This window comes from Isoptericola haloaureus (assembly GCF_036689775.1).
In the GTDB taxonomy this organism is placed as follows: domain Bacteria; phylum Actinomycetota; class Actinomycetes; order Actinomycetales; family Cellulomonadaceae; genus Isoptericola; species Isoptericola haloaureus.
The window spans coordinates 1-17,623 of the sequence record NZ_JBAGLP010000097.1; the positions used below are offsets into that span (position 1 = coordinate 1).

16 protein-coding genes are annotated in these 17,623 nt (G+C 75.3%); 13 read left to right on the plus strand and 3 right to left on the minus strand.

The genetic code is table 11. The annotated features are described in order from the left end of the window. Positions 1 to 133 precede the first annotated feature (133 nt). Positions 134 to 1,483, minus strand: a complete 1,350-nt coding sequence (locus V5O49_RS00565) for a carboxylesterase family protein (protein ID WP_332900514.1) — start codon at positions 1,481 to 1,483, stop codon at positions 134 to 136. 70 nt (positions 1,484 to 1,553) lie between these two features. On the opposite strand from V5O49_RS00565, the gene V5O49_RS00570 reads away from it, so the two are divergent. Then, the gene (locus tag V5O49_RS00570) at positions 1,554 to 2,501 is read left to right on the plus strand and encodes an aldo/keto reductase (RefSeq protein ID WP_332900515.1); all 948 of its coding nucleotides are present in this window, start codon (positions 1,554 to 1,556) and stop codon (positions 2,499 to 2,501) included. Positions 2,502 to 2,508: 7 nt separating this feature from the next. Here V5O49_RS00570 and V5O49_RS00575 read toward each other — a convergent pair whose 3' ends face one another. Next, a complete protein-coding gene (locus tag V5O49_RS00575; RefSeq protein WP_332900516.1) occupies positions 2,509 to 3,240 on the minus strand; it encodes an alpha/beta fold hydrolase in 732 nt (243 codons plus the stop codon). A 116-nt stretch (positions 3,241 to 3,356) separates the two neighbouring features. Between V5O49_RS00575 and V5O49_RS00580 the strand changes: the two genes are divergently transcribed. The 10 genes from V5O49_RS00580 (at position 3,357) to V5O49_RS00625 (ending at position 13,500) form a co-directional block, all read left to right on the plus strand. Further along, complete coding sequence (locus tag V5O49_RS00580; RefSeq protein WP_332900517.1) at positions 3,357 to 3,695, plus strand: NADH-quinone oxidoreductase subunit A; 339 nt, start codon at positions 3,357 to 3,359, stop codon at positions 3,693 to 3,695. Then, the gene (locus V5O49_RS00585; protein ID WP_332900518.1) at positions 3,686 to 4,792 is read left to right on the plus strand and encodes a hypothetical protein; all 1,107 of its coding nucleotides are present in this window, start codon (positions 3,686 to 3,688) and stop codon (positions 4,790 to 4,792) included. Before V5O49_RS00580 ends, V5O49_RS00585 begins: the two co-directional genes overlap by 10 nt. Further along, positions 4,789 to 5,736: an NADH-quinone oxidoreductase subunit H gene (locus tag V5O49_RS00590; protein ID WP_332900519.1), complete on the plus strand. Its 948-nt coding sequence runs from the start codon at positions 4,789 to 4,791 to the stop codon at positions 5,734 to 5,736. The genes V5O49_RS00585 and V5O49_RS00590 overlap by 4 nt, the downstream gene beginning before the upstream one ends. Further along, positions 5,733 to 6,296 (plus strand): NADH-quinone oxidoreductase subunit J family protein, encoded by a 564-nt coding sequence (locus V5O49_RS00595; RefSeq protein WP_332900520.1) that lies wholly within the window; start codon positions 5,733 to 5,735, stop codon positions 6,294 to 6,296. The genes V5O49_RS00590 and V5O49_RS00595 overlap by 4 nt, the downstream gene beginning before the upstream one ends. Next, positions 6,293 to 6,607: an NADH-quinone oxidoreductase subunit NuoK gene (locus tag V5O49_RS00600; RefSeq protein ID WP_278237376.1), complete on the plus strand. Its 315-nt coding sequence runs from the start codon at positions 6,293 to 6,295 to the stop codon at positions 6,605 to 6,607. Before V5O49_RS00595 ends, V5O49_RS00600 begins: the two co-directional genes overlap by 4 nt. After that, positions 6,604 to 8,553 carry a proton-conducting transporter transmembrane domain-containing protein gene (locus V5O49_RS00605; RefSeq protein WP_332900521.1) on the plus strand — a complete coding sequence of 650 codons (1,950 nt, stop codon included), beginning with the start codon at positions 6,604 to 6,606 and terminating at the stop codon, positions 8,551 to 8,553. Before V5O49_RS00600 ends, V5O49_RS00605 begins: the two co-directional genes overlap by 4 nt. Before the next feature lie 4 nt (positions 8,554 to 8,557). Beyond that, positions 8,558 to 10,075 (plus strand): complex I subunit 4 family protein, encoded by a 1,518-nt coding sequence (locus V5O49_RS00610; RefSeq protein ID WP_332900522.1) that lies wholly within the window; start codon positions 8,558 to 8,560, stop codon positions 10,073 to 10,075. A 7-nt stretch (positions 10,076 to 10,082) separates the two neighbouring features. Continuing rightward, the gene (locus V5O49_RS00615; RefSeq protein ID WP_332900523.1) at positions 10,083 to 11,483 is read left to right on the plus strand and encodes an NADH-quinone oxidoreductase subunit N; all 1,401 of its coding nucleotides are present in this window, start codon (positions 10,083 to 10,085) and stop codon (positions 11,481 to 11,483) included. Positions 11,484 to 11,492: 9 nt separating this feature from the next. After that, complete coding sequence (locus V5O49_RS00620; protein WP_332900524.1) at positions 11,493 to 11,936, plus strand: hypothetical protein; 444 nt, start codon at positions 11,493 to 11,495, stop codon at positions 11,934 to 11,936. A gap of 82 nt (positions 11,937 to 12,018) precedes the next feature. Further along, the gene (locus V5O49_RS00625; protein ID WP_332900525.1) at positions 12,019 to 13,500 is read left to right on the plus strand and encodes a copper resistance CopC/CopD family protein; all 1,482 of its coding nucleotides are present in this window, start codon (positions 12,019 to 12,021) and stop codon (positions 13,498 to 13,500) included. A 10-nt stretch (positions 13,501 to 13,510) separates the two neighbouring features. Here the strand turns inward: V5O49_RS00625 and V5O49_RS00630 are convergent, their stop codons facing one another. Beyond that, positions 13,511 to 14,359 (minus strand): LLM class F420-dependent oxidoreductase, encoded by an 849-nt coding sequence (locus V5O49_RS00630; RefSeq protein ID WP_332900526.1) that lies wholly within the window; start codon positions 14,357 to 14,359, stop codon positions 13,511 to 13,513. 95 nt (positions 14,360 to 14,454) lie between these two features. Between V5O49_RS00630 and V5O49_RS00635 the strand changes: the two genes are divergently transcribed. Next, positions 14,455 to 16,242, plus strand: coding sequence for an ABC transporter ATP-binding protein (locus V5O49_RS00635; RefSeq protein WP_332900527.1), 1,788 nt, complete (start codon positions 14,455 to 14,457; stop codon positions 16,240 to 16,242). Positions 16,243 to 16,280: 38 nt separating this feature from the next. Beyond that, the gene (locus tag V5O49_RS00640; protein ID WP_332900528.1) at positions 16,281 to 17,618 is read left to right on the plus strand and encodes a M20 family metallopeptidase; all 1,338 of its coding nucleotides are present in this window, start codon (positions 16,281 to 16,283) and stop codon (positions 17,616 to 17,618) included. Positions 17,619 to 17,623 lie beyond the last annotated feature (5 nt).

Here is a 17,623-nt window from a genome sequence, read left to right on the forward strand (position 1 = left end):
CGACCGGGCCGGGGCCGGCAGCCTCGAGCGGACAAGTCGTGTGAAAGGCACGAGACCAGTCAGTCGAAGGGTCACGCTCAAGACCACCGATCCACAGCCCAGCACCATCAGGCTGCGAACGCGATCCTCACAGTCAGTCGACGCGCAGCAGCGCGGGGACGTCGGTGGGAGGACGGCCCGAGCGGGCGAACTCGGCCCAGGCGGCACGCAGCGTCCGCCCGGTGTCGAGGAGCTCCGCGTCGGAGCGGCCCGCCACCACCGGCACCCCGCGCCAGCCGTCGGGGTCGCCGAGCAGCAGCGGCAGCTCGGTGGCGTGCGCCGCCCGGAGCGGGTGGTGCGCGTCGCCGCCGAGGTAGGTGTACCGCGCCGCCCTGCCCCCGGCGCGGCGGTGGCGCTGGACGAACCGGTCCACCGCGCGGCCGTACACCGTCCGGGTCAGCTCGTGCACCGCCGCCTCGCGCAGCCCGCGGCCCAGGCCCGGGACGAGCGGCCGGGGCAGGGCCCCGTCGACGAACAGCGCGGCCTCGCGGGCGTTGGTCCCCGCCAGGACCTCGACCTGCGGGGCGACCCGCGACCAGGCGGAGGCCAGGTGGTCCTCCGGCGGCAGGGGAGCGAACCCGTACTGCGCGCCGAACGGCATCGCCGCGCGCAGCCCGTAGCGGGGCAGCACGCGACGCGCGGCGCGGTGCTGGGCGGCGAGCAGGTCCTCCAGGGGTGCGTCGTCGCGGACCGTGCGCACCTCGGCGGCCAGGGTCGCCGCCATGGCCGCGCGGTGGCGGGAGATCCCGAGCGGCGGGCTCTGCACGATCGCCCGCCGGAAGAGCCCCGCCGCGCCGTCGGCGACCATCAGGTGCGCGATCGCGTCCGCGCCCGCGGACTCGCCCATCGCCGTCACGCGCCCGGGGTCGCCCCCGAACGCGGCCACGTTGCGCGACACCCAGCGCAGCGCGGCCAGCATGTCCAGCAGACCGAGGTTCGCCGGACGCTCCGCGTCGCCGAGGAACCCCAGCACGCCGAGCCGGTACGTCACGGCGACCACGACGACGCGTTGCTCGCGCACCAGCAGGGTCGGGTCGTAGCTGATCGCGTCCCCGGCGCCGGACACGTACGACCCGCCGTGGATCCAGACCACGACGGGCAGGTTCTCGCCCGGGGAGGCGTCGACGGGTGCGGTGACGGTCAGCCGCAGGCAGTCCTCGGACGGTGGCAGCGGTCGCGCGGAGCCCGGGCCGAAGACGTCCAGCCCGGCCGGGTCGGGATTCTGCGGGCACGACGGCGAGAAGCCGGTCGCGTCGACGGTGCCCGGAGCCGGTGGCTCGTCCACGGGCGCGTCGAAGCGTGCGGCTCGGGCGTAGCGGATCCCGCCGGCGTGCAGCACGTCGGCGCCGACGCGGGCCGAGAAGCGACCCGCCGGCGCCTGCACGACGCGTACCGCGCTGTCGCGCGACCCCGCGCCGGACGCCGTCGTGGTCTCCTGGGTCATCCCGTCCTCGCCTCCTGTCCGGTGCCGCCGGGCCGGGAATGCCACCGGCCCTGTCTCGATTGTCGCCCGTATGACGCAGTCGACGATCTCAGCACAGCTCGGTTCCCTCGACCTGTCCGCGGCGCCCCTGGCGCTCGGCGGGAACGTCTTCGGCTGGACGGCCGACGACGACGCCTCCTTCTCCGTGCTGGACGCCTTCGTGGCGGCCGGCGGGCGGATGATCGACTCCGCCGACGTCTACTCGGCCTGGGTCCCCGGCAATTCCGGGGGCGAGAGCGAGACGACCGTCGGGCGCTGGCTCGCGCGCGGCGGGCGCCGTGACGACGTGCAGATCGCCACCAAGGTCTCCCAGCACCCCGAGTACCCCGGGCTGTCCGCGGCGAACGTCCGCGCCGCGGCCGAGGCGTCCCTGCGGCGTCTGGGCACCGACCGCATCGACCTGTACTACGCGCACTTCGACGACGCCGACACCCCGGTGGCGGAGACCGCTGCCGCGTTCTCCCGCCTCGTCGACGACGGCCTGGTCCGCGAGATCGGGATCTCGAACTACAGCGCCGAGCGGATCGACGAGTGGTTCGCCGCGGTCGAGGCCGACGGGCTGCACCGCCCGGTCGCCCTGCAGCCGCACTACAACCTCGTCGAGCGGGGCTTCGAGGAGGCCGTCCGGGGCGCCGCGCTGCGGCACGGCCTGGGCGTGCTGCCGTACTACGCGCTGGCCTCCGGCTTCCTCACCGGCACCTACCGCGACGGGGTCGCGCCCGACAGTCCGCGGGCGCAGGGTGCGGCGCGCTACCTCGACGACCGCGGCCGCCGGGTGCTGGACGCCCTCGACGAGGTCGCCGCCGCGCACGACGCGCCCCTCGCGTCCGTGGCGCTGGCCTGGCTGCGCGCGCAGCCGACCGTCGTGGCCCCGATCGCCAGCGCGCGCCGCACCGACCAGCTCGACGCGCTGCTGACCTCGATGACGCTCGAGCTCACACCGGGCGAGGTCGACCGGCTCACCGACGCCTCCGCCTGACCAGGGATCACGCGTCGCGGCCGACGTCGTCGAGGAAGTCGACGACGTCGGCCGCGACCCGGTCCGGGCGCTCCCAGAGCACGAGGTGACCCGTGCGCGCGTACACCGTCCCGCGGGCCCGGGGGAGGGCCGCCAGGAGTCGCTCGTGACTCGGGCCGACGAGCTCGTCCTGCGCCCCGCCCACGACCAGCGTGGGCACCTCGATCCTGCCCGTGGACAGCGGCGGTTCGGAGTCGACCAGGCCGTGCAGCGAGTCGCGCCACACGCGGGCGCCCAGGGCTGCCGACTCCGCAGCCCGGGCGGCGAGGAAGTCCGCGGGGATCGTGGAGCCTGTGCCGAACCAGGCCAGCGACTCCAGCACCCATGCGGGATCGACGGGGTCGGTGAGCCGCTCGACGTCGTCGGCGAACGGCGGTCTGCTCCGCAGGTCCACGGGTGAGCCGACCAGGACGAGTCCGTCGAGCAGGTCCGGGCGGTCGACGGCGAGCTGCTGGGCCACGTAGCCACCGCTGGACGTCCCGAGCACGACGGTGCGTGCCGCCGTCGGCCGGGACCGGTCCTGCGGGTCGGCGACGCGCGCCGCGAGGGCGCGGACCGACCAGTCCGTGATCGTCGGGTCGGCGAGCTCGACCACCTCGGCCGCGACCGTCGCGGGCAGCCGGGGCAGGAGCCGGGCGAACACCCCGCCCGTCTCGGCCCAGCCGGGCAGCAGGACGAGCCGGGTCGGTGCCGTGGCCATGCTCCGAGCCTACGTCCGCGGTCGCCGGCCCCGGGCGCCCGAGATGCTGACCGCACCGATCCTCGTCACCATGGGCCCACGGCAGGACCACCGGACGACGGGAGGGACGGACGCTGATGGCCGCGGTCGGGCTCGTGCTGGGGATCGCGCTGCTCGTGCTGGGTCTGCGGGGGGCCGCCACCGCCCTGGCCGTCGCTCGCACGCCGGCCCTCGGCCTGCCGTTCGAGTCCGGGACGCTCCCCGCGCAGCACGCCGTGTCGCGGTTCCACGTCCGCTGGTACGCCGTGAGCCTGCTGTTCCTCGCCTTCGACATGGAGATGATCTTCATGTACCCGTGGGCCGTCGTGATCGCGCAGATGGGCGCGACCTCGGTCGTGGAGATGTTCGCGTTCCTCGCGGTGCTGCTGGTGGGGGTCCTGTACGCCTGGCGCGAGGGAGCGCTGCGGTGGGTCTGAGACGGCGTCTGGTCCGCTTCGCCCTGGCACGTCCGCGCGTGCTGCTGGTCGTCGCCCCGGACGGGGACGGGGTCGGGCGCGACGTGGAGTCCGCACTGCTGCGGGGCGGCTGGTCGACGGCGAGCTCGCCGGCCGACGCCGATCTCCTCGTCGTGGCCGGGAATCCCGGTCCCGAGCTGACGGCGGCCGTCGACGTGCTCTGGTCCCAGGTCCCGGCGCCCCGGTCCTGCGTCCGGCTCCCGGCCGCGAACGACGTCGGTGGCGCCCTGGACGTTGCCGCGGAGTCCCTGCAGGCGTGGGGGACGCAACGCGCCCGGGCCTCCGGACCGGACGGGGATCCCTGGCTCGGGCGCGGACCCGACGAGGAGGGCGACCACGAGGGTCACGAGGGTCACGAGGGTCACGAGGTTCACGAGGTTCACGAGGGCCATGGTGATCACGGGGGTCACGGCGGTCACGGGGGTCACGGCGGTCACGAGGGTCACGGGGGTCACGGGGGTCACGGGGGTCACGGCGGTCACGGCGCCATGATGGTGGCGGGCCTGCCCATGGCGTCCTCGGCGCCGGACCGCGACGGCCTCGAGCTCGAGGTGCTGTCCCTGACGCTCGGTCCCTGGATGCCCGGGGCCCCCGACGGACTGGTCGTGCAGGCCTCGATGCAGGGTGACGTCCTGACCGGGGTGCACGTGCGCTGGGCCGACGCCGGTGCCCGTCCACTGCCGGGCGGAGCGGTGCGGGCCCTGGACGCCGTGTGCCGCGTCCTGACCCTGACCGGACCCGAACGGCTGCTCGACCGCGCCCGGCACGCCCGTGACGCCGTCGTGCAGCAGCACCCGGACGCGACGCAGCAGGCGGGCCGGGTGGTTCGTGACCTGCGCCGGTCGCGCACGCTGGCCTGGTCGGTGCGTGGCCTGCCGGCCCCCGGGGGCGGTGACGTGCTGGACCGCCTGCACACCTGGTGCGACGTGCTCGACGGCGCGCGACCGCCGGCACCGGTCGCCCCCGGCAGCGTGGCCGCGTCCCTCGAGGGCGCCGAGCTCGCCGCGGCGCGCCTCGCCGTGGCCTGCGTCGACGTGGCACCAGGGGAGCACCCATGACCGAGACGACCTGGACGTCACCCGGCGTCGGGCTCGCCGTCGCGGGCGTCGCCGTGCTGCTCGGTGTCGTGCTCGCCGCGATGGACGCCGTGGCCCGCCGCGCACCGGCGTCCGAGGGCCGATCGGCCGAGCGCGCGGTGACCCCGGTCCGCGACGTCGCCCGGCTGCTGCTCGAGCGTCGACGCACGACGCTCGCCCCCGACCGGCTGCTGCGCACGGTGGCGGTCCTGGCGATCCCCGTGCTCGCGCTGCTCTCGGCGGCGGTGCTGCCGTTCGGGGGCCGCAGCGTGGTCTCGACGTCGGCGGACCTGGTGTGGTTCAACGCCGCCGAGGCGCTGCTGTGGGCCGCCGTCTGGCTGCTGGGCTGGGGGCCGAACGCGGCGCACCCCCTGGTCGGCGCCTACCGCTTCCTCGCCCAGGGCCTCGCCTACGAGCTGCCGCTGATGTTCGCGATCATCACCGTCGGGGTCGGTGCCGGGTCGCTGCGGGCCACCGACGTGGTCGCCGCCCAGGCCGGCGGTGCCTGGTTCGTGTGGACCATGCCGGTGGCCTTCGTGGTGTTCCTGCTCGGGGCGGCGGCGTTCGCCTTCTGGGGCCCCTTCGCGGCGCCGGCGGGCGCCGACGTCGCCGGCGGCGTGCTCGCCGAGGTCTCGGGCGTCGACCGGCTGCTGGTGCAGGTGGGTCGCGCCGTGCTCCTCGGGGTCGCGGCCGCCACGGCGGCCGCCTGGTTCCTCGGCGGCGAGGACGGACCCGTGCTGCCGGGTCCGGTGTGGTACGCGCTCAAGACCCTGGCGGTGATGGCCCTGCTGGTCGGGGTGGGGCGACGCTGGCCGGTCGTGCGACCCGAACGGTTCGCCGACGTCGCCTGGGTGGTCCTGCTGCCCGCGACGATCCTGCAGTCCGCGGTGGCCGCGGTGCTCGTGCTGGGAGGTTTCTACCGATGACGGAGCTGCTGGTCCTCGCCGCCCTCGGGGCCGTCGCCGTGTGCACCGGGGTGCTGGTGTTCGTCGTCGACTCCATGGCCCGGGCCACGTTCTCGCTGCTCGCCTCGTTCCTCGCGACCGGCGCGGCGCTGCTGGTCATGGACCTGGCCTACCTCGGCCTGCTGACCGTCCTGATGATGACCATCGAGATGGCGATCATGGCCGTGTTCATGATCATGCTCATGATGAACCCGGCCGGTCTGATGCCCATGACCATGGTGCACAACGCCACCGGGTCCGCAATCGTGGGCGGCGCGGTGTTCGTCCTGCTGACCGTCGGTGTGTGGACGACCGACTGGCCGGACCGGCCCGGCCCACAACCGGACGACGCCACCGTCCAGGTCGGCGAGGCGATCATGGGCGACTACATGCTCGTGATGATCGTGGTCGGCGTCGTGCTGCTCGCGACGATCGTGGCGGCCATCGCGCTGGCCACGCACCGCGGGCGCTACGACCGGTTCGGGCCCGACCTGGACCGGCGCGAGCCCGACGACCCCGTGCGGGGAGGGCTGCCCCGATGACCGAGCTGACCCTGCAGGTCGTGCTGACCGTCGCCGCCGCCCTGGTGGGCACCGGGCTGTTCGGGGCGCTGTCCCAGCAGTCGATCGTCATGGTGATGATGGGCCTCGAGCTCGTGGTCAACGGCGTGCTGCTGGCCGCGGGGGCCGCCTGGGCCTTCCTGACGCCGCAGCTGCCCGGCGCACAGGTCCTGGTGCTGATGGCCACCGTCGTGATGGCCGTGGAGATGGCGATGGGTTTCGCCGTCGCCCTGGCGATCTACCGCGCCCGCCAGGTCGACACCGTCGACGCCGCCGAGGACCTCGCCGGATGAGCGCCGCCCTGCTGCTCCTCGTGCTGCTGCCCGCCGCGGGCGGTGCGGTGCTGCTGCTCGGGCGACACCGGCTGGACCGCGTCGGTGCGCCCCTGGCGCTCGGCCTCGGCGCCGTCGGGCTGGCGCTCGCGGTCGTGGCCGCCGTCGGACGTCCCGTCGTCACGGTGCCGTTCCTGGGCCGCGGCGCCGCCGCGGTCGCCGACGGCGCGGACCTCGCGCTGGCCGTCGACGGCCTGTCGGCCCTGCTGGTCGTCACCGTCGCCGCCGTCGCACTGGTGGTGACGGTGCACGCCGCGGTCGACCACGAGGTCCGCACCTCCCGCGCCCGGTTCTTCGGCTTCTGGCTGCTGTTCGTCGCCGCCATGCAGCTCACCGTCACCGCCACGACCTTCCCCGCGCTCCTGCTCGGCTGGGAGGTCATGGGGGCGACCTCCTACGCGCTCATCGGGTTCCGCTGGCGGCTGGCCGGCCGGACCGCGGCCGGCACCACGGCGCTGCTCACGACCCGGGCCGCCGACCTCGGGCTGTACGTCGCGGCGGGCGCCGTCCTGGCGGGCAGCGGGGGCCTGCACCTTTCCGGGCTGGGCGGCCTGCCCGAGCCGTGGACCGCGGTGGCCACGACCGGTGTGGTGGTCGCGGCGCTGGGCAAGTCGGCCCAGCTGCCGCTGTCCGGCTGGCTGTCCGCGGCGATGCAGGGGCCGAGCCCGGTGTCCGCCCTGCTGCACTCGGCCACGATGGTCGCCGCCGGTGGCTACCTGCTGCTGCGCGTCGGGCCGGACCTGATGGCGGGGGCGGCGACGGTGGTGGTGTGGACCGGGGCCGCCACCGCCCTGGTGCTCGGCCTGGCCGCCGTGGCCCAGAGCGACCTCAAGCAGCTCCTGGCGGCGAGCACCGCCGCCCAGATGGGGTTCGTCGTCGCGGCTGCGGGGGCGCACGCTGCCGGTGCGGGCGCAGGCCTGCTCGGTGGCGCCGAGCACCTGGTCGCGCACGCCGCCGTCAAGGCCGGGCTGTTCGTCGCGGCCGGCGTCTGGCTCGGGGCGCTGGGGACGCGGGCGCTCGGCGGGCTGCGCGGCGCGGGCCGTCGCTACCCGGTCGTGGGTGCCGCGGTCGTCGCCGCGGCCGCCGCGCTGGCCGGGATCCCGCCGCTGTCGTTGTGGGTGACCAAGGACGAGGTCCTGCACGGCGTGGAGCAGGCGCACCTGCCCGGCGGCGCCGTGCTGCACGTCGTGCTGCTGGCCGCCGGCGCGCTGTCTGCCGCCTATGCCGCGAAGATCGTCGCCGTCGTGCTCGCACCGGCGTCCGGCACCGGCGACGGGTCCCCGGCACCGGTGCCGGCCGTCGCCGCCGCGCTGACCCTCGCCACCGCTGCCGTCGGGCTCGGCGTCCTGGCCCTGCCCGGGGTCCGCGACGCCGTCGCCCGGGTGCTGGACGCCGCGCCCGGCGCGGCCCCGACACCCACGGCACTGGCGATCTCGGGCGGCCTCGCCGTGCTCGTCGCCGCCGTCGTGCTGTGGCGCCCGGGCCTGGCCCGGGCGACCGAACGAGTGCCCCTGCGGGACTGGTGGTCCCTGCCCGCCCTGCTCGCGGTGGCCGGCAGAGCGGCCGTACGGCTGGCCGGTGCGGTCGACCGCGCCGACGCCGGGCTGGACCGCGCCGTCAGGTCCGTGCCGACCGGGGCCCTGGCAGCGGCCCGGGGCGCCGGGACGGCCGACGGCGGGATCGACCGGGGCGTGCACGGTGTCGCCGGCCTCGCCGTGACGAGCGCCCGGCACGCGGCGATGGTCGACGTGCGCGGCGTCGACGGGCTCGTGCGCGACGTCGCGACCGGCACGGGTCGCGCCGGTCGCGCGGCCCGCCGTCCCCAGACCGGCCTGCTGCACCAGTACTACGCGCAGGTGGCCGCCGGCCTCGGTGCGCTGCTCGTCCTGCTGATCCTCGTGAGGTGACCTCGTGCTCCTGACCGTCCTCGTCCTCCTCCCGGCGCTCGCCGGGCTCGTCCTCGTCGCGGCACGCGTCCCCGACCGCGTCGCGTCCTGGGCGTGGGTGGCGACGTCCTCGGGCGTCGTCGCGCTCGTGGCGTGGATCTGGTGGGGCTTCGACGCCGCCGGCGGCGTCCAGTACGACGTCAAGGTGCGCTGGATCCCGACCGTCGACGCGTCCTACCACGTCGGGGTGGACGGGCTGTCGCTGCCGCTGCTGGCCCTGACGGCCGTGCTGTTCTGGTGCTGCGCGGTGTGGTCGCTGCGCGGCACGCCGCGGCCGCGCAGCCACGCCGCACTGTTCCTGCTGCTGCAGACGACCTGCCTGGGCACGTTCGCCGCGCTGGACCTGATCCTGTTCTTCCTGTTCTTCGACCTGTCCATCGTGGCGATGTACTTCGTCATCGCCGGCTGGGGCCACGGCGACCGCCGTCGCAGCGCCCTGACGTTCTTCCTGTACACGTTCCTCGGTTCGCTCGCGCTGCTGCTCGGCTTCATCGGCCTGTTCCTCGGCAGCGAGCCGCGCACGTTCGACATCGTGCGCCTCGTCGAGGACCCGCCGTGGGCCGGGCAGGACGCCACCGCCTCCTGGGTGCTGCTGGCCCTCTTCGTCGGGCTGGCCGTCAAGACGCCGCTGTTCCCCTTCCACACCTGGCTGCCGCCCGCCCACACCGACGCCCCGGCCGAGGGCTCCGCGGTGCTGGCGGGCGTGCTGCTGAAGCTGGGCACCTTCGGGTTCGTGCGCATCGTCATGCCGACCCTGCCCGAGGCGTGGCAGCGCTGGGGCACGTGGATCGTCGTCGTCGGGGTCGTCAGCGTGCTCTGGGGCGCCCTGGTGGCGCTGGCCCAGGACGACCTCAAGCGGATGATCGCCTACACCTCGGTCAACCACATGGGCTACGTCCTGCTGGGCCTCGGCGCCGTCGGGGTGCTCGCACGCGAGGACGTCGAGGCCGCCGACGCCGCGGGCGCCGCCGGGGTGGCCGCGACCGGGGCCGTGGTCCAGATGGTCAGCCACGGACTGCTCACCGGAGCGCTGTTCCTCGTCGCCGGCGTGCTGTGGAACCGCGGAGGCAGCTACGCGTTCGCCCGCTGGGCAGGGCTGGGCCGGGCGGTGCCCGGGTTCGCCGTGCTGCTGTCCGTGGCCGCCTTCGGGTCGCTCGGGCTGCCCGGCCTGTCGGGATTCGTCGCCGAGTTCCAGATCTTCGCCGGGTCGCTGGCCGCGGTGCCCGTGGCCGTGACGATCGCCGTCGTGGGCATCCTGCTCACCGCCGGGCTGTTCCTGCGGGCGCTGCAACGGCTGCTGACCGGCGACCTGCGGGTGCCCGAGGGCCTCGACGCGACGGCGGTGGGGGACGTGACCACCACCGAACGGGTCGCCGTCGTCCCGCTGCTGGCGCTGAGCGTCGCCGTGGGCCTGCTGCCCTGGCTGCTCGTCGACGTCGTCGGGCCGGCCGCGGACGGCCTGGTCGCCCTGGTGGCCCGGTGAGGCGCCGATGACGGGGGAGGACCTGGCCGGACTGCTGCCCGAGGGCCTGCTGCTCGTCGCGGCCGTCGGGGGACTGCTGCTCGGGCTGTGGACGCCGCAGGCCGCCCAGCGCCGGGTCGCCGTCGTCGCCGTCGCCGGATGCCTGGCCAGCGCAGGCGCCGCCGCGGTCGCGCTGGCCGGCCCCGCCCGGACGGTGTTCGCCGGGACCTGGACCGTGGACACCACCACCGGCGTCGTCCGTCTGGCGGTGGCCGCCGCGACCCTCGCCGTGGTGGTCCTGCTGCGCACCGAGCTCGCCGGTCACCCGCGCGAGAGCGAGGCCTACGTGCTCGCGCTGCTCGTGGCGGTCGGCGCCGACGCCCTCGCCGCGACCAGCGACGCCCTGCTGCTCGTGGCCGCCTACCTGCTGGCGAGCGTGCCGGCCTACACGCTGACGGCGTTCCGAAAGGACGCCCGCGGCACCGAGGCGGCGCTGAAGTACTACCTGCTCAGCGCCCTGGTCGGCGTGGTGCTGCTCGTCGGCGTGACCGCCCTCGTGCTCGCCACCGGCCGGACCGGCTACGCGGACGCTGCCGCGACGCTGCCGGACGCCGCCCCGGCGCTCGGTGCGCTCGCCGCGCTCGGTCTGCTCGCCGCCGTGCTGTTCAAGGCCGGCGCGGTGCCGGTGCACTTCTGGGTGCCCGACGCCGTCGACGGCGCGAGCCCGGCCGTGGCCGCCCTGATCTCCACCGTGCCGAAGGTCGGGGCGCTCGCGGCCGCGTTCCGGCTCCTGGCCGAACCGTTCGCCCAGGTACCGCCCGGCCTGACGCTCGCGGTCGCCCTCGTGGCCGGGGCGAGCATGACGCTGGGGAACCTGGCCGCCTTCTGGCAGACCTCGCTGCAACGTCTGCTGGCCTACTCCACGATCAGCCAGGTCGGGTACCTGCTGATGATCGTCACGGTCGCCGGCACGGTCGAGCTCGCCGCCCCGGCCCTGCACGTCTACCTGGCCGCCTACGCGGTGACCAACATCGGTGCCTTCGCCGCGGTGGCCGCCGTGCCCCGTCGCACCTCGCCGGTCGGCTGGGCGGCCGGGGTCGCAGGGCGGCCGTGGCTCGTGGTCAGCCTGGTGGTGTGTCTGCTCGGACTCGTCGGCACGCCACCGACGGCGGTGTTCGTGGGCAAGCTGGCCGCCTTCACCACCGCGGCGGACGGCGGGTACGCCTGGCTCGTGGTGCTGGCCGCCGCCAACTCGGTGGCCAGCCTGTTCTACTACCTGCGCTGGATCGCCCCGGCGTTCCGGTCGGTGACGTCCACCCGGCCGCGCGTCGGGGTCGTCCGCCGTCCGGCGGTGGTGACGGTGCACGTCGCGGCCGCGACGAGCCTCGTGCTGGGGATCACCCTCGGCCTGACGATCGGCGGCACGTAGGATCGCAGCATGACGAGCACGGCACCGGTGGAGCGCCGGCCCCTGCTGCGCGCGCTGATGCTGTGCGCGGGCGTGGCCGTGCTGACCGCTGCGCTGGTGCTGCTCGTCGTCTCCCACCAGCCCTCGGCCTCCGCGGCGTCGGCAGGACATCTGCACGGGTCGAACGCCGGCGTGGTCCACGCGTCCGCCGCGCACGACGACCTCGTCGCGGACGGCGGCGCGGCCCACACCCACCGGAGCCCCGCCGGGGACCACGACCACGGGACGCTGGTCGCCTGCACGCTCCTGGCCGCCGCCACCCTGCTGGCGCTCGTCGTGCTGCGCTGGCGGTCCACGCCGTCGCCCGCACCGTCGGCGGGCACGACGCGGCTCCGGGTCGTCGCCGCGCTGGTCGCCACCACGCGGAGGATCGCCCCGCCCGACCTCCTGGCGCTCGGGATCTCGCGCACGTGAGCGGGCGGTCGTCCTCGACGACCCGCCCCCGTGCCAGCAGCCGGCGATGCCGGCCCCCGGAACGATCCCGCCGAAGGAACCCATGACCGCCCGTACCACCGCGGCGGCGCTCGACGCCGCCCTCGCCCTGCCCCCGGCCGCGCGCGGCCGACCCGACCACCCCACCGCAGCCGCCGCTCCCCGGGCCCGCGCGATCACCGGCGGGTTCCTGCTCGCCCTGCTGCTCCTGCTCGTCGGCGCCGGTCCCGCCCAGGCGCACACCGACCTGGACACCGCCGAGCCGGCCGACGGCTCCACCTCCGACGGACCGGTCGAGGAGATGGTCCTGACGTTCACCCTGCCGGTCACGCCGTTGGGCGAGGCCGTCGAGGTCACGGGCCCGGACGGGGCCGTGCCCGTCGAGGTCACCCCGCAGGACGACGGCGTGGTGCTGCTCGCCACGCCCGCGGAGCCGCTGACCGACGGCGAGTACACCCTCGACTGGAACGTGGCCGCCGAGGACGGGCACCCCCTGGACGGCACCGTGGCGTTCACGGTCGCCGGCGCCGCGCCGGACGTGTCGGACGACGGCGCCGCCGCCGACGACGAGGCCTCGCCCGCGGGGACGGCGGCACCCGTCCCCGACGACACGGTCGCCGCGGACACCGCGGCCGCCGAGGAGGACGCGGCCGACTTCGCCGCCGTCGTCGCCCGCCTCGCGGGGGCCGCGGTGCTGTGGGGCGCGCTGGTCGCCGGCGGCGGGCTGCTGTTCGCGGCCCTCGTCCTGCGGGGCCGGGACCGGGAGGACGTGCCCGCGGTGCTCACCGCGGTGCGCTGGGTCGGCGTCCTCGCGCTCGTCGGGGTTCCCCTGCGCCTGGCCGCCCGGTCGGTCGTGGTGGCCCAGGGGGACGTCGGCGCCGCCGTCGACCCGTCGGCGCTCGGCGACGCCCTGACCGGCGACACCGGGCTGGTGCTGGCGCTGCAGGGCGCCGGCGCCCTGGCGGTGCTGCTCGGCGCGCGACGGACGTTGGCCGGGTCGTGGCTCGCCGTCGTCGGCACGCTCCTGCTCGGCGCGGGCATCGTGCTCGACGGGCACAGCAACAGCGTCGGTCCGCACTGGCTCGTCATCACCACCGACGTCACGCACCTGCTGGCCGCCGGGGCCTGGGTCGGCGGGGTCGTGATGGTCGGTGTCGTGCTGCGCCGACGACGGCGCGACGCCCGTCCCCTGGACGCGGGGCTGCTGGGCAGCCGCTTCTCGGTGCTGGCGACCGGGTCCGTCGTCGTGGTCGGGATCGCGGGCGTGGCCCTGACCGTGGAGATCCTCGACCGACCGTCCCAGCTCTGGGAGACCAGCTGGGGGCTGTTCCTGCTGGCCAAGGTCGCGGTGGTGGCCGTGGTCGCCGCGATCGGCGCCTACCAGCACTTCCGGGTCGTGCCCATGCTGCAGGCACCCGGGCACGGCGCGCGCCGGGCGCACAAGGCGGGCAGCCTGCTCCAGCGCGGCGCGGGGCACGAGACCGGCTTCATGGTGGTCGTCGTGCTGCTGACGGCGTGGCTGGTCGCCGCCTCGGTGCACGAGTAGGCGTCCCGGGTCAGCCCGCCGAACGCAGGCGCGGCAAGGCGTCGACCACGGCGTCGAGGTGCGGGCGTACGTCCCCCTCGCTGGGGAGCACGACGACGAACTCGCTCACGCCGACCGCGGCGTAGGCCCCCACGAGCGCGGGCAGGTCGGCGACGTCGTGCTCGCGCAGCCGGAGCTGGACCGTGCGGCGGATCTCGGCGGGGTCGCGGCCGACGTCCTCGCAGTGGCGGGCCAGGACGTCGCCGAGCTCCCTGATCCGCTCGGGGCTGCTGGAGGTGTCGTTCCAGGCGTCGGCGTACCGCGCGACCATGCGCAGGGTGCGGCGGGGGCCCGACCCGCCGATCCAGATCGGCGGGTGCGGACGCTGCACGGGCTTGGGCTCGGCGACGGCGTCGGTGAGCCGGTAGTGCTCGCCGTGGAAGGTGGTGGTCGGCTGCGTCCACAGCGACCGCAGGACGACCAGCGCCTCCTCGAGACGGTCCATGCGGGTGCGCACGTCGCCCAGGTCGAGCCCGTACATCGAGTGCTCGCGCTCGTTCCAGCCGGCACCGATGCCGAGCTCGAGCCGGCCGCCCGAGAGGTGGTCGACCGTGGTCGCCAGCTTGGCGAGCATCCCGGGGTGGCGGTAGGAGTTGCCCGAGACCATGCACCCGATGCGGACCCGGGTGGTCAGGGCGGCCATGGCCGCCTGCATCGCCCAGGCGTCGAACACGGGTCGCGCCGGGTCGGGCCCGAGGGAGGCGAGGTGGTCCATCACCCACACGTGGTCGAAGCCCGCGTCGTCGGCGGTGCGCCACACCTGCTCGAAGTCGGCGACCGGGGCGTCCTGGGTGAGCTTGAGTCCGATGCGACGGGACATGGCACCATCCTGCAGCACGGCGGACGACGGGGGAGTGCCGTCCCGGTCGTGGGACGGGCCGACACGATGGCGAGTGAATCGATACGATCGACCGTGTGCGACGGAAAGCCCTTACCCACACGTCCGACCTGGAGCGCATCGACGGCGCCCACCCGGTCCGCTCGATCCTGCGCCTGCTGACGGCCCAGCCGGGCAAGCTGGCGCTGGCGCTGTACGCCTTCACGCTCAAGGAGATCCCGCTCTGGTTCCTGCCGGTCATCACCGGTGCCGTCATCGACATCGTCGCCGAGGACGGCCCCGTCGGCTCGGTGATGATCTGGTTCGCCGTCGCCGTGGTGCTGCTCGCCCAGAACTACCCGCACCACATCCTGTACACGCGCAAGTTCATGACCGTGGTGCGCGACACCGGCGTGCGGCTGCGCAACGCGCTGGTCCAGCGGCTCCAGGTGCTCTCGATCGGGTACTACGCGCGCTCGAGCGCCGCGCTGGTCCAGTCCAAGGTCGTGCGCGACGTGGAGAACGTCGAGATCATGCTGCAGCAGGTCACCCACCCGCTGCTGTCGGCGCTCATGGTGCTCGTCGGTGCCGTCTCGATGACCGCGATCCGGGTGCCCGAGTTCCTGCCGGTCTACGCCCTGGTCATCCCGACCGCGCTGCTCATCCGACGCACCATGGCCCGTCGCTCCCAGGCCCGCAACGAGCAGTTCCGCCGCGAGATGGAGGGGTTCGCCTCCCGCGTGGGCGAGATGGCCTCGCTGATCCCGGTGACCCGTGCCCACGGGCTGGAGCAGACGGCCGCCACCCGGGTGGCCACGGGCGCGGACTACGTGCGGCGCGCCGGGCTCAACCTGGACCTGCTCAACGGGCGCATGCAGTCCATGTCGTGGGTGTCCATGCAGTTCCTCGGCGTGTTCTGCCTCGTGCTGGCCGCCGCGGTGTCGCTGTCGGGCGTCATCCCCATCACCCCCGGCGAGGTCGTCGTGCTGTCGACCTACTTCACGCTGCTCACCCAGGGGCTGACCCAGGTCCTCAACCTCGTGCCCGTCACGGCCCGCGGCGTGGAGTCCATGCGCTCCATCGCCGAGGTGCTGGCCGAGCCCGACCTGGAGGAGAACGAGGGGCGCCGCCCGGTCGACCGGGTGGAGGGCCTGCTGCAGCTCGACCACGTCTCGCACCGGTACCCCGAGTCCGAGACCGACGCGCTCAGCGGCATCGACCTCGAGATCCGCCCGGGCGAGACCGTCGCCTTCGTCGGGCCCTCCGGATCGGGCAAGTCGACCCTGCTCAACCTCGTGCTCGGCTTCGTCCGTCCCACCGCCGGCCGCATCCGGCTGGACGGTCAGGACATGTCCGAGCTCGACCTGCGCACCGTGCGCCGCCACGTCTCGGTCGTGCCCCAGGAGTCGGTGCTGTTCGAGGGGTCGATCCGCGACAACGTCGCCTACGGGCTCGACGAGGCCGACGACGAGCGCATCCGCGCCGCGCTGCGCGGCGCCAACGCCCTGGAGTTCGTCGACGCGCTGCCGCAGGGCTGGGACACGGTCGTGGGCCAGCGCGGTGCCCGCATCTCCGGCGGTCAGCGCCAGCGGCTGGCGATCGCCCGGGCGATCGTGCGCGACCCGAACATCCTGTTCCTGGACGAGGCCACCAGCGCGCTCGACCCGGAGTCGGAGGTCTCCGTGCGCGACGCGCTGGACCGGCTGATGGCCGACCGCACCACGCTGGTGGTGGCGCACCGGCTGTCCACGGTGCGCCAGGCCGACCGCATCGTCGTGCTCGACCACGGGCGCATCGTCGAGGTGGGGCCGCACGCCGAGCTGCTGGCGCGCGGCGGACGGTACGCCGCCCTGCACGCCGCCCAGGAGGGCGGGCTCAGCGCGTAGCGGCTCGCGTCCGGCGGCGGCCTCCGTACGATGGCCGCATGCCAGCGCCGAACCCGCCGAGCACGGCCTACCTGGACCACATCGCCGACGAGACCGACGACCGACGCCACGCCGCCCTGGCCGCCCAGCCCGCCGAGCCGTCGGGCGGGGGAGCGCCCGCGGCGCTGATCGAGGCCGCCGAGGCCGCCGCGGCGGACCTGGAGCCGGAGCTCGCCACGATCGTCCGGACCCTGCACGCGCACCCGGAGACCGCGTTCGCCGAGCACGCCAGCGCACGGCTGCTGGTCGAGGTCCTGGCCCGGCACGGCGTCGAGGCCCGCACCGGTACGGGCGGGGTGGAGACGGCGTTCCGCGCCGAGGCGGGCACCGACGACGGGCCGACGATCGCGGTGCTGGCCGAGTACGACGCCCTGCCCGGCATCGGGCACGCGTGCGGGCACAACGTCATCGCCGCCTCCGCGGTCGGCGCGTTCCTGGCCCTGCGCCGGGCCGTGTCGGCGCCCGGCGCGCCGGCCGGCCGCGTGGTCCTGCTGGGGACCCCGGCCGAGGAGGGGCACAGCGGCAAGGAGGTGCTCGCCCGGGCCGGGGCCTTCGAGGACCTGGACGCCGCGATCATGCTGCACCCCTACGGCGTCGACGTGGCCGACCAGGTGTGGCTGGGCCGCCGGCTGCTGACCTGGACGTTCACCGGCCGCAGCGCGCACGCCTCGGCGCAGCCCTTCATGGGGCGCAACGCGCTCGACGCCGCGAACCTGGCCTACACGGGGATCGGTCTGCTGCGCCAGGAGCTGCCGCCCATCGACCGCGTGCACGCGACGATCGCCGAGGGCGGGACCCGGCCCAGCATCATCCCCGACCGGGCCGTCATGCGGCTGTACGCCCGCTCGAAGTACCCGGACACGCTGCGCGACCTGTCACGGCGCCTGGACGACGTCGCCCGGGGTGCGGCGCTGATGACGGGCACGGAGGTCGACATCGCCTGGGACGACGGCGCGCACCCGTCGCTGCCCGTGCGCACCAACCAGGCGCTCACGCGGCGGTGGGTCGCGGCGCAGCAGCGGCGTGGCCGCGACGTGCTGCCCGGCGGGGTCGTCTCCGAGACGCTCGCGGCGTCGACGGACTTCGGCAACGTCAGCTTCCGCATCCCGGGCATCCACCCGCTGATCCAGGTCGCCGGCCCGGACGTCGCCCTGCACACCGTGGAGTTCGCCGAGGCCGCCGGTGGGCCCGCGGCGGTGCGGGCCGCCGTCGACGGTGCGGCGGGGCTGGCGGCCACGGCGCTGGACTACCTGGCCGACGACGCCCTGCGCGAGAGCGTGCACGCGGAGTTCGCCGCCCAGGGCGGCGCCATCGACGTCCCGCACTACTTCGACTGACCGGC